The 11,968-nt window shown below is 52.2% G+C and carries 11 protein-coding genes and 1 pseudogene; 4 read left to right on the top strand and 8 right to left on the bottom strand.

Going from position 1 to position 11,968, the window contains the following annotated elements:
• A pseudogene (locus PRZ02_RS07275) lies at positions 1-370 on the bottom strand (hypothetical protein); the annotation flags it as partial.
• 189 nt (positions 371-559) lie between these two features.
• Between PRZ02_RS07275 and PRZ02_RS07270 the strand changes: the two are divergent.
• Positions 560-1,003: a hypothetical protein gene (locus PRZ02_RS07270; RefSeq protein ID WP_449465168.1), complete on the top strand. Its 444-nt coding sequence runs from the start codon at positions 560-562 to the stop codon at positions 1,001-1,003.
• Between the two features lie 125 nt (positions 1,004-1,128).
• Here PRZ02_RS07270 and PRZ02_RS07265 read toward each other — a convergent pair whose 3' ends face one another.
• The 3 genes from PRZ02_RS07265 to PRZ02_RS07255 form a co-directional block, all read right to left on the bottom strand.
• Positions 1,129-2,052 (bottom strand): DHH family phosphoesterase, encoded by a 924-nt coding sequence (locus PRZ02_RS07265; RefSeq protein WP_449465167.1) that lies wholly within the window; start codon positions 2,050-2,052, stop codon positions 1,129-1,131.
• A gap of 40 nt (positions 2,053-2,092) precedes the next feature.
• Complete coding sequence (locus PRZ02_RS07260; RefSeq protein WP_449465166.1) at positions 2,093-3,226, bottom strand: hypothetical protein; 1,134 nt, start codon at positions 3,224-3,226, stop codon at positions 2,093-2,095.
• Positions 3,227-3,315: 89 nt separating this feature from the next.
• Positions 3,316-4,653 carry an MFS transporter gene (locus PRZ02_RS07255; RefSeq protein ID WP_449465165.1) on the bottom strand — a complete coding sequence of 446 codons (1,338 nt, stop codon included), beginning with the start codon at positions 4,651-4,653 and terminating at the stop codon, positions 3,316-3,318.
• Positions 4,654-5,192: 539 nt separating this feature from the next.
• Between PRZ02_RS07255 and PRZ02_RS07250 the strand changes: the two genes are divergently transcribed.
• On the top strand, positions 5,193-6,629 hold the full coding sequence (locus PRZ02_RS07250; RefSeq protein WP_449465164.1) for a UbiD family decarboxylase: 1,437 nt from the start codon (positions 5,193-5,195) through the stop codon (positions 6,627-6,629).
• Between the two features lie 74 nt (positions 6,630-6,703).
• Complete coding sequence (locus PRZ02_RS07245; protein ID WP_449465163.1) at positions 6,704-6,949, top strand: hypothetical protein; 246 nt, start codon at positions 6,704-6,706, stop codon at positions 6,947-6,949.
• Here PRZ02_RS07245 and PRZ02_RS07240 read toward each other — a convergent pair.
• Genes PRZ02_RS07240 through PRZ02_RS07230 form a run of 3 tightly spaced genes read right to left on the bottom strand, consistent with a single transcriptional unit; the run spans position 6,946 to position 9,075 of the window.
• Entirely contained in the window at positions 6,946-7,656 is a 711-nt protein-coding gene (locus PRZ02_RS07240; RefSeq protein WP_449465162.1) for a queuosine precursor transporter, read from the bottom strand. The genes PRZ02_RS07245 and PRZ02_RS07240 overlap by 4 nt on opposite strands.
• Positions 7,653-8,354, bottom strand: coding sequence for a 7-cyano-7-deazaguanine synthase (locus tag PRZ02_RS07235; RefSeq protein WP_449465161.1), 702 nt, complete (start codon positions 8,352-8,354; stop codon positions 7,653-7,655). The genes PRZ02_RS07240 and PRZ02_RS07235 overlap by 4 nt, the downstream gene beginning before the upstream one ends.
• Before the next feature lie 22 nt (positions 8,355-8,376).
• A complete protein-coding gene (locus tag PRZ02_RS07230; protein ID WP_449465160.1) occupies positions 8,377-9,075 on the bottom strand; it encodes an HAD family hydrolase in 699 nt (232 codons plus the stop codon).
• A 450-nt stretch (positions 9,076-9,525) separates the two neighbouring features.
• On the opposite strand from PRZ02_RS07230, the gene PRZ02_RS07225 reads away from it, so the two are divergent.
• A complete protein-coding gene (locus PRZ02_RS07225) occupies positions 9,526-11,703 on the top strand; it encodes a TIM-barrel domain-containing protein (protein WP_449465159.1) in 2,178 nt (725 codons plus the stop codon).
• A gap of 57 nt (positions 11,704-11,760) precedes the next feature.
• Here PRZ02_RS07225 and PRZ02_RS07220 read toward each other — a convergent pair.
• Positions 11,761-11,968 (bottom strand): fibronectin type III-like domain-contianing protein (locus PRZ02_RS07220; RefSeq protein WP_449465158.1); only part of this gene is annotated, 208 nt, incomplete at its 5' end.

Raw genomic sequence — 11,968 nt, 5'->3', positions numbered from 1 at the left:
CGTCGTTCCTCATTATGAAGACGTAGGTGGTGCCGTTGGGCTCCATGGTCCACGATTGGGCCAAAACGGGAACTAGGTGCGTTAAAGACGAGCCGTTGTAAATTACGAGTGGTTGGTAAACCGCGGTGTAAATAGGGGCGTCAAGTATGCTGAAACCAGTAGAGGGATCGAGGGCGTCCGGCGTGGAGATGTAGCCCATGTTTCCCATATCGACAAGAGTGGTTGGATCCGGCGGCGAGATTACCACTTCTCTTTCTTGCGCATTATTACCCTTTTTATAGAAGTGGTAGGCCGCTCCGGCCGCCGCCACGATAGCCACTATTATAATAGCCGCCGCTAGCGTTTTAGACAAATGCTTTTTTGATGACATGCTAGTGAGTTGGTGCCACTATATAAGTATTTTTAGAATTTTTCTCAGCAATACGCCGTTATTAAATTCCGTAGATGAAATTATATTGTCGCTAAACACGCAGTTAATGCAATCTGCGTAAGCTTACTGTTAAGAAGGCTGTATGAATCATGGCGCCCGACACCTTTAATTGCGCCAGCTTGTACACAATTGGAAAAAATGGAGTATCCCAGGACGGCTTACATATTAGTGCTCGTAGGCTCCGTGTTCCAGCTGCTTGCAGCGCTGTTTGAAACCATTGGAATCACAGCGTTCTTTTACGTTAGCCCAGCTCCTTCGAGGACGTATCCGGCTCATCCCATATACATGATGCACGCTTTCCCTACATTAGCAATTCCCTTCGTCATGTTCATTATAATAGTTTGGGTCTTCGCGCTCATCTCGCTCTTCTCGGCTTTTCTAATTCGGGACAACCCAGAGGCGGGGGGCATACTTTCGCTCATCATGGCCATAATATCATTTGTGACCCTGTGGGGATTTCTGATAGGTTCTCTTCTGATGCTCATCGGCGCCATACTAGCACTTACGTTCAGACCCCAGCAACCCCAACCGCCGCCTTCGGCTCCTAGCCCTGCGCCTCAGCCAAGCCCTTGATCTTTATATTCGAGATTTTAAAAACATAAACTAGGTAACTGAAGGTTTCCTTCGTCTTGCGACCAAAGGACAGAAAGACAAGCCGTGCCATGGCCTCCTGAAGCCCCGCTCCAAGCCGAAAGCGTTCATATTGAATTGAGCTCTTGGATTATGCGCTTCATTTCTTTTGTCTTGTAGCGTCTTGATAAAAAGCACAGTATGCGCTCGTAAAGCGAGGGCCTGAGGCTAGCTCCGCAAGCGTAAGCGTGACCACCACCGCCGTGTCTTTCGGCCAATGGCAGCAGGTTTACGTCCCTAACTCCCCTGTAAAACGAGATGGACCTGCAAGAGTATATGACGGCCGCGAAGTCCAAGTCCAGCTTCTGAGCAGCAAGCTTAGCGGCATAAGTGCCTTGCGCTTTTCTGCCCCTGACGTCGATCACAGCGTACTTTTTTCCCGTGTTGCTTGTGAGAGGAGATAACTGAGAAACGAGTCTCTCAGAGTCTTCCTCCTGAAGCTTCACCTCTTCTTGCCACTTCTTGATGAAGTCACCTTCGAACTCACCGCGCGTGAAGCTATCCAGCAAGAGCAACCTGTTTTCCAGTTCCCATGTGCCATACTTGTACGCGAGGGTGTTTGGTAAGGCGTTCGTATTAGTATCGGCGTCATCGCCTATTTCGGCGATCTTTTTTGATACCTCATCATCGTTCATGTACTTCCTAAAGAACAGCGAAGCGGCGCTTGGCGAGTTCTCTACTGTTAGTTCACAAAGCTTTGAGAGCTTCTCCACGTCATTGGGATTCCAAGAGTGATGGTCTACCCAAGTAATCTTACTGCCCGAAGAGGCAAGCCTCTGCACTTCAGCTGCGACCGCTTCCGATATATCGTGGTTGAGCGATAGGTCTGTTATCACTATCCTTTCGTGTCCTTCTCTTGTTCTGCGAAGTACGGCGTCCAACCTCCGCGGACTAGCGAAGACCACAAACGGGTCGGATTTGAGGTACCTCTTTGCCATGGCCGCAGAGCAAACGCCGTCTAGGTCAACATGCGTTATGATTAGGTCGCTCACATCGTATTACAGACGGGCTCATTTAAGTGCGACGGCTCAATTAAGCCGTGACCCCAAGGTACTTCGCCAAGTGCGTTAGCTCTTGCATTACCAGATCCTCCTCGTAATGCCACTTCCCTCCCTCGAAATTGGCAAAAAGTCCGAGATCGTCCGACATGGTAAAGACGTTCAGGTTATACCAAGGCATGAGGAAGTACTCGTAGTTCCTGACATTCGATTCCTTCGCAGCTTTTTCTATCAAAGACGCAAGCTGGTAAAGCCTCACCGTTGGAAACGCAAAAGTGGCGTGAACCCTCTCATCAGCCCTTATGAATATGAGGTAAGGGATGCTCAGGAGATCGCTGACCAGCTCGTCATGCCAGCTTGTATCGGTCGGCGTAAAGATGCAATCGGCGAAAACCGTGTCGGAGGCGAACAGGCCTGGCTCAAGAAAGTCTATGTAGTAGGAGTTGATCATGGACTTACTCTTATCACCCCCTCCCAGCACGTGGCCCTTTAGGTGTTGCATGGTCTCGTCAACCGAAAGGCCTATTGCGTTCGCGAGAGACTGGCAAGACTGGATGGCGGTACGCTTCAACTGCACCAGTATCTTGAGGTCATATTCATCTATGTGGGGTACAATCTCGGTGCTACCGTCTTTGAGGGTCCTTGGCTTGCAGTCGCCAGGGGCTGCCCTCCAGCCTCCCTGCGAGTAATCAAATACGCAAGGCTCAAAGCTAAACCTCGTATGCGTTTTGCTGAACTCTATCCAGTTGAAATCTGTAATGAGTCCAAGCTCCACCATGTTCTGAAAGCTTTCCTTATACCTTTCAAGGAATTCCTGAGGGACCGAGTGCCTCGAAAATATCGTCTTTGATCCAAAGGGTTTTGACCATGATAGCAGGAAGCCATTCCTTTGATAGATGCCTGCAATGGTCTTCGCGGTCTCTGCGTCATTTGCCCTTAAGTTAGCGGTCACTATGACGGACTTGAGCCCCAGCTTTTGATAACTTATTGATGCGCGGGGAATCAGCCCCTTCCCGGTTACGTAACTTCTGAAAATCATGAGAGCTTCAGGCCCCAGGCCCGACTCATCTTCAAGCTTATTCTCATCGAAAAACGGCATGTTTTCGATCGTTGATATCAGCCGCCTCATGCGCAACTCGAGTTCAGATCCCGCTACGAAACCACTCATAGCGGTACAAAGTGCTCTCGATGAATAAAAGACTTCCTCCGTGCGTAATGGACTCCTTTTTCTAGAAGCTGGCTTCTTTTAAAGTTAAGTTATCTTAGCTGCAGTCCCCTGGTCTCAGGGCCAAAAGCGGTAAACGTCAAAAGCACGGCTCCACCTATAAACGAGAATATCGTCATGCCGATCGCGAACTGCGAAGAGATGGGCGCTCTTATCAGTACCCTTCCCAGGATCGGTATTAAGGACGGCACCCATCCCGTCAGCAAGAGGTTGCCGTTGTAGGCCGTTGCGCCCGTTGCCCTTCCCGTGGCGTCTGATATGAGCTCGCTGACATAAGAGGGCAGTATACCCGTAGATCCAACGAAGAAGGAATAGATGGAAGAGATAAGCATGAGGTAGCCTAGGCCAGGCTTTTCTATCCAGAACGGGGCAACAAAGGGCGAAAGCGCTATGAATCCTATCGCCGCCAAAAGCAGGCCCCTCTTCCTTCCCCATCTATCCCCAAGCTGGCCAAAAAGCAAGGTCGACACCACGCCAACGAGGCTTATCACTATAAGTAACATGAACGAGGCGCTTGCCCTGAAGCTGAGCACGTCGTACGTGGAGCTACCGTAGAGCTCTTCTATGTAGTTTCCGTAAGATGCCACCACAGCGTACACGCACGTGAACATGCCCACATTTATCATGAGAGCGTGGAGCGTACGTTTCCACTGGACCCTCAGCTTGTTGCTGCGGTCGTGGGCTTCGGCCCAAACCTTTGACTCTGGGAGCGACCTACGGATGTAGATGGCCAGAAGGGCGGGAAGGGCACCCAGGACGAAGGTGACCCTCCAGCCAAAGGCCGAGAACGCGGTGTTCCCCATTAAGCCAGCAAGTATGAAGGGGACGAGGGCGGCGAGGAGCTGGCCCAGGGGAGCTCCTGCCTGCATGAACGCCGTCGCCCTTGCTCTTACCTCAGGGGGCAACAGCTCCGATGCGTAAGGCGCTCCAACGGTCCACTCTCCTCCTAGGAATATGCCCGCCGCTATCCTGAAGGCCACGAATAGGGTTATGACCCCAAGGGCAAGCGATGCGCCGTAGAGGAAGGGCTTGACGAGCTCAACGGTGAAGGCCGTGAGAACGGTGAAAAGGGAGTAGCCCAGAAGGGATGCCATTAGGGGACCCTTCCTTCCCCTCCTGTCGGCTACCGGCCCGAATATCATGGCGCCTACGGCCCTGGCCACGAGCGTTGCAGTTAAAGCACCAGCGGCGTAAACGGCCTGAACGTACGCCCCCGCGCCAAGGTAAGGTGCAAGGTAAACGCGAGCTATAATCAGACCCAAGAACGCGACCAGGTAAACGTCATAAACGTCCATCATCCAACCCAAGAACAAAGACCAAAGGGCCGGCTTCGCTCCTTTTGGAAGTTGCGAATACCAGTTTTTGCCCATTTTCCACATATCAATCGGATCTCATATAAATGCCTTTGTGTCAGATAAACCATGAAGAAACGCGCGCAGCCAATGTGCGACGGTAGCGGGACAGGACCTCGGCCAAAAGGCAGCGCTTTGTACCGAGCTTAAAAAAAGCAAGCGGCCCAGTTCGATGCGCCGCCCACAAGCGCTAAACCGAGAAGAAGACCTCGCCTCTCTGGGGCATGGCGCGTAGTCCTCTAGGAACTTGGAGACGCCATGCTCGGGGATTCGAACGGCGCAAAGCGATCGTTTGGAGAGACGCCCCTGAACGGATTCCGCGAAAAGCTGCCCAGTCTGAAGGTGGATTTACCTGCTTAATGTTCAGGGAGTACGCTTTCTTGCCAGGGTCGCGAGCCGACGACGTAACTCCACTCAGCATGAGCTAGAACAAGGCTGACGTTGGAAGCTACTTCGATATGATGGCATTTCCCTTAACCCCTGGCAAAAAGATTCAGGTGGAGCTGGCTTTCGAGCCTTAACCGAAACAGCTTTTTATGCGTGCGCTTTCACGCGTTATGGCGTTTCACGACTTAAGGGCATACCTGGAAGAGCTAAGACACCGCGGGCTTGTTAAAGACGTTAAGGGCGCCGACTGGGACGTGGAAATAGGCGCCATATCCGCCATGATCGCGCGCTCCGCAAAACCGCGCGCCCTGCTTTTTGACGTCGTCAAGGGTTACAACAAGGGTCTAAGGGTTGCGACTAACCTATACATCTCCAGAGAAATGCAGTCGTTGGCACTTAGCTGGCCCTCAGGAATGAGGGAGATGGAGCTGGTGGACTTCTGGAGAAGAAAGCTGAGGGACCTAAAGCCCCTGAAGCCAACAGAGGTGAGCGACGGACCGATTAAGGAAAACGAGCTGAAGGGCGAGGAAGTAGATCTGCTCAGCTTTCCCATACCCAGGTGGCATGAAGAAGACGCGGGCAGGTACCTCGCAGGAGGAGCGGTCATCCTCAGGGATCCTGACGAAGGATGGGTTAACGTTGGGGTTTACCGCGCCATGGTTCACGACGGTAAGACACTGGGGCTGATGATCAGCCCGGGGCACGACGGACTTGCAATCATAAGAAAATATTGGAATATGGGCAAGGCGGCCCCAGTGGCGGTACTTGGAGCGCAGGACCCACTCACGTTCTATGCCGGGGCGACGGCCTTTCCTTGGAGACAGCAGGAGCTAGACTTGGCAGGAGGACTAGCCGGAAGGCCCATGGACGTGATCATCGATCAGGAGACCCAGCTGCCCATTCCCAGCGGAGCCGAGATGGCGATATTCGGCGAGGTCCCACCAAGTGAGATGGTAGATGAAGGACCTTTCGGAGAGTGCGCGGGTTATTACACGCACAAGGGTCCAAGTCCCATTATTCGCGTGAAAAAGATCTGGCACAGGAACGACCCCATAATTCAGGGTAACCCTCCGCTTTACGAGGGAGGCTCCCCATTCAAGGGGTCGTCTGACTCTTACTCGCTTGGCTCCCAGATTACGGTGAGTGCGTTGGCTTGGAATTCGCTCGAGAGCCTCGGCATCGAGGTCGCAGGTGTCTACTCGCTGGTTCAGCCCTGCATGACATCTTCGGTGCTAATCATCTCGTTGAGGAACCCCACCCGTGGAGCCGTCACGCGCGCGGCCGCTGCCGCACTTGCCATGGGAGGTATGATGAGAAAGGCCGTGGTAGTGGTTGACGACGGTGTTGATCCGTCAGACGTATACCAGGTGCTTTTCGCCGTTGCCACTCGTTGCGACCCCGCGCTTGACGTGCAAGTGATAAAGGACGTCACGACCAGCTCCCTAGATCCATCTGTTCCTTCTGAGATAAGAGGGGGTGGGCATCCGACTGGCTCTTGCGCAATTGTCGACGCTACGATAAAAACCTACACTCCGAGGCCAATAACCGTGAGCGATAAGCTGATGACCGCCTTGAAGAAGTGGGAAAGGCTACTTGAAGATGACTAAAAGGCAAAGGACTTGAAAACAGCATGTATCATCGTGGTCAGCGCTCGACGTATAAGCCCCTATGTGAAGAACCTATGCAAAGGCAGATCTTCATAATGGGGCTCGCCCTTTTTATAACGGGACTGGTGATGACGTTGCTCACTCTCAATCAGATAGCGGATATTAGCGGAGCCTATTACGAGTATCCCTTCCTGACACAACAAGCGTATTACGCGAGGGCCTCAAACATGCTTTTCCTTACCACGGTTTTCAGCTTCTTGGTTCTGTTGGGCGCATCGCTCATAAGGAAGTCTGGTCAGTCGCGAGCTCATAGTTACTAAGTCGCTTGCTTTGCACTTAGTTCCTGTTCCTTTGCATCGCGGTGGCCGTGCCCAAGGTACCTCGCCGCGTACATAAGGGGGGTAGAACCTGCGCCCATGAGATACTTTAGTATGAAAAGCGCCTCCATCAAAGGGACCAGAGGAACGACGCCGTAGAACGCTATTGGAGTGAACACGAGCGTGTCAATTGTGAGCGTAGGAATGTCAGCTACGAGATACCTGAAGTAAAGCTTTGAAGGCATCCTCTGCTTGAAGTAAGCGTAAACATAAGCGTCAAACAGCTCATCTATCACGAACGCTATTATGGATGCTATGGCAACCCTTGAGGATACCGAAAAGATCGCTGCCCATGCGGCGTCCACACCGTTTACGGAGCTAATGCCAAGCGAGATCACAAAGTAGGCTATCATGAAAACCTGGGCGATAGCTCCTCCTATGACACTCATATACGCGGTGCGCTTTCCGTAGAACTCGTTTATTATGTCGAGCAAAACCAGCGTCTCGGGATAAAGCATAGTTCCCATGGTGGCCGTTAAGTTGACCAAGGGATAAACGATGAGCTTTACCGCGAAAATCTGCGCCATGAGCACCAAGAGCACGTAGTTTGCCAGCGGAAGGATGAAGTTGTTGAACTTCCTTATCCAAATCGCTGAGCCAAGCACGTCAAAGGCGATTATGCATAGCCAAACGTAAAACTCCCAAGTCAACTTTCGTACTCGGTTTTGTCTGGAATTCCGGCCTCAGCGAAAGCCTTCTTGCGGTTACGGCAGCTCTCGCAAACCCCGCACTGCTTTTCCCCGCTCTTGTAACAGCTCCAAGTTTCGTAAATGAGGTCTCCCATGATCTCATAGCCCTTTCTGAGCAGCGTCGACTTCTTCATGTGCTCCCGTGCAGGTGACCATATCTCGAACTTTTTCTCGTAAATGGGAAAATGACCTAGGTTGAGGGCGTTCTCGAGGGCCAGCGAGAAGGCCGGGCTACAGTCGGGGTAAAGGGGCTCCCCATTCTCACTTCTAGCAGTTATGTCGTCTTCATGCGATCCGTAGATTATCAGGTGCGCTCCTATCTTAAGCGCGTAAATGGAGGCGTAAAGCAGGAATACCCCATTCCTAAGGGGAACGACCACCGAGGGCTGATATTGGTCCTCGATTTTTTCCCTTTCATCGGTAAGTTGAGAACCTTCCCATAGCCCCTTTACCGAACTTATGTCTACCACGAGCGGCTCGTGAAAGTTAAGCTTACGAGACAGATCCCTTGCTATCTGGATCTCTTTTTTACCTTTCTGTCCGTAATCAAAAATTATGGGATATATGTCGTATCCTTCAGACTTCTTGAGGGCAGCGTAGCTCATACTATCCGGTCCTCCAGATAAGACCGCCACGGCATTACGCTTGTCTGTGCTCATGGGTTATAGCGAAACGGAGCCCCTAAAGCCTTGCGATTGCCAGCATGTATTGCAGCTGGTCAAGTTCTCCTATGACGATGTCAGGCGGAACGTCCGGAATTAGCCCTTTCCGGGACACGATCACCGTGAACATACCTGCTTCTGTCGCGCCCGGGACATCCACGCGCGCGTCATCTCCCACGTAAATCGCCTCGGATCCATTGATACCAAGGGACCGGAGGGCGCCGAGAAAGGGCAGAGGTGAGGGCTTGGTCTCGGGGACGTCATCTCCCGCGATCAAGATCAACTCGAAAACGCTCAAGTCTAGGTCGCCCTGCCTTATTCTCTGCATCTTCATTCCGGGCTTTCCATCCGTGTTGGCCACCATGGCTAGCCGGTAGCCCATGCCCTTCAGAGAACGCAATATGGGTGCCGAAGCCCGAAATGACTTCGAACGCTTTTTCCATTCACACCAATAAAGGTCGGTTATTTCTTGGGCATCAAGTTGCGCTAGTTCATGTCCTAGCTCCCGCGCTGCTTCGACCCACCAGACGTCCCTGTCAAGCATCTGGCGCCTTTCCATGAGCTCCTGCACGCGCCTAATCGCATCCGCTACGGTAACCTCTTGAACGCCGAGCTTCAGCGAAAGCGCAGTTATGGCGACTTTTAGCGAGCTCTCCCTAGCCTCCGCGTAATCTACGAGCGTCCCGTCGTAATCGAACATTATGACTTTTATTTGCATGGGTTTCGCTCGCCTCACTAGTCCGAAAGGAGCTTTCTGTACTTGAGGGATCAGCGTACCAGATGTCTCGTTGGGCTTTACAATGTTAGGGGGTCCGAAACAGCGCGCTTCTTTAGCCAGCTCGCTATAAAAGAGACCAAGTGGTGTCTTTGGGTTGCGGATCAAGCTCTTCACGGGCTGGAAAGTGGCCTACTTTTAAGGCGTTGGGACTTAATGACTTGCCTCTCGGCTTCACAGGACAGGGTGAGGAGATTCGCTCAGCGCTTACCAACGCTCGAGACGCAAAACAAACGAAGCCTGCTAATCAACGGCCTCTTTCCAGTTAGAAGCCCTCGCGCTTTCGCAGGCGGGCAGATCCCCCTCAAGGGATTTTCGCTCCCAGAGTTAGAGCTAAAGCATCCAGAGGCAGCTCCTGTCTTCAGCACTTAAATATTAACGTGTTAAAAACCTATGAACACGTATGAGAGGCTTGATAACGGTATAAGGCTAAAATCGGGAACCGAGACGACCGAGATCACCTTCCTGTCTGAGGATATCGTAAAGATATCCCGCTATACCTCAAGGAAGGCCCCAGAGCTGGCCGTCACGCTGGGAGAGTGGAACGTGAAGTCTTCTCTAACCGAATCCGATGGTATAATTCTCTCTACGGGGTCGCTGGCAGTAACCGTTCGCGAGGACTCCATCGTCTTCTCAGCTAAACAGGAGTTCCTCAGGGAGGTCCGCCACGAGATCTCTGATGGGGCCAGCCAAATCGACTACATGGCTAGCGGAGACGGTTTCTACGGGCTCGGGCAACACCAAGGTCTCTTCAACTACCTGGGCAACGAAGTGGTGCTGTCACAAAGGAATCCGACGGAAACTGCGGTTCCCTTGCTCGTGTCAAGCGCCCGTTATGGCATACTTTGGGATAACGCCAGCCTCTCCAAGCTAAAACTAGTGGAGGAAGCAGGGTACGCGAGCATAGCCTATTGGGCTGAGCGCGGCCCGGTGACCTACTACGTCATTCGCGGGAATACGGTTGATGACGTCGTAGCGGGCTACAGGAAGCTTACGGGACAGGTGCCGCTTCTTCCCAAGTGGGCCTACGGATATTGGCAGTCAAAGGAAAGGTATAAAAACCAGGCGGAGCTGCTTCAGATCGCTGACCAATTCAAGAAAGAGAAAATACCCCTCGACGTGCTCGTTCAGGATTGGATGTACTGGGGAAAGCATGGTTGGAATGCCCTTAAATTTGATGAGGATAATTATCCATCTCCATCGGAACTTACATCCCAGCTTCACGACGCCGGGATCCGGCTTATGCTATCTGTCTGGTCAAACTTCGGTAGGTCCACAGAAGTTTACAGGGAATTTTCACAAAAAGGATACCTCATACCTGGTTCGCTTAATTACGATCCATTCAACGAGGAGGCGCGCCGGGCTTACTGGGCTAGGCTGCAGGAGTTGCTTAAGCTTGGAATTGACGGGTGGTGGCTTGACGCCTCAGAGCCAGAGCTCAACAAGCCGATTGATGAGGCCTCAGACCTGGGCATATGGTCGTTCTATACAGGGCTTCACGATTCACAGACGGCCATGGGACCCGGGGCAAACGTGGTCAACGCCTTCCCGCTAATGCATACCAAGGCCGTTTACGAGGGGCAAAGGTCGGTAACCGATAAGAGGGTCGTAATACTTACGAGGTCAGCTTTTGCAGGTCAGCAGCGGCACTCTGCCATAATCTGGTCTGGCGACATCCACCACGACTGGGGAGTTCTATCAGGCCAGATCCCAGCTGGGCTCAACTTCAGCGTGTCAGGTATACCGTACTGGACAACCGATACGGGAGGGTTTTTCAGTGGCGATCCATCAACCCCCTCTTATAAGGAGATATTCATCAGGTGGTTGCAGTGGAGCACCTTTACGCCCATAATGAGGGTGCACGGCACGTGGTACGCAAAGGAACCATGGAGATTCGGGGAGGATGGGAAGCAAATAATCAAGAGTTACATCGAGCTAAGACACAGGTTATTCCCTTACATTTACTCCGTCGCGAGGATGGTAACCGATGGCTACACCATGATGAGGCCTTTGTTCATGGACTTCGATGATAGACAAGTGCTAAACATATCAGATCAGTACATGTTCGGCCCGTCGATTATGGTATGCCCAGTAACGGCGCCGAGTACGAGGAGAAGGGTCTACCTACCGAAGGGCAACTGGTACGACTTCTGGACCGGAAAGGCCATAGCCGGGGGTTCTCTAATAGAGGTTGATTCACCTCTTAACAAGGTCCCACTTTTCGTAAAGGAAGGAGCGATAATACCGCTTGGCCCCGCGGATCAGAGCCTTTCAGTTCCTGTATCGCAGCTTGAGCTCAGGGTGTACAAAGGAGACAACGCCGAGTTCTTCTTCTATGACGACGACGGCGAGACCTATGCTTATGAAAGAGGAGAGTTCGCAAGGGTGCCTTTCTCTTGGGTTGAAAGGGAAAGGAAGCTGAAGATAGGAGATCAGCAGGGGCCTTTCAAGAGGCCTAACATGAAGATAGACCTAGTGCTCGTAAGAGAGGGAAAGGGAGCAGGGAAAGACGAAGGCCAGCCCGACTGGAGCACGAATTACGAGGGAAAGCAGATAGAAATAAACCTTTGAACTATCTACGTTTAGGGGAGCTTTTATTTCTTAAGCGCTCTTTGCCTGATAAAAGTTTTATTCGATTACTGTCTCGCTGAAGAACCTCTTCCTCTCGCCTATCACCAGCGTTCTCGTCACGTAGAACTTGCCGCTCAGCCTCACGTCTTCTGAGGAGGAACCCACCTCCACGGCGTACTCTCCTTCCTCCACTACTTGTCTCATGTATTGATCGTAGAAGGATAGGATCTCGGCTGGGACGCGGAACGTGACCTTCCTCCTCTCG

This window comes from Tardisphaera saccharovorans (assembly GCF_046635845.1).
Lineage (GTDB): Archaea > Thermoproteota > Thermoprotei_A > Marsarchaeales > UBA168 > UBA168.
The sequence above is the reverse complement of the archived record's forward strand: the minus strand, read 5'-3'. Positions and strand labels throughout refer to the sequence as shown.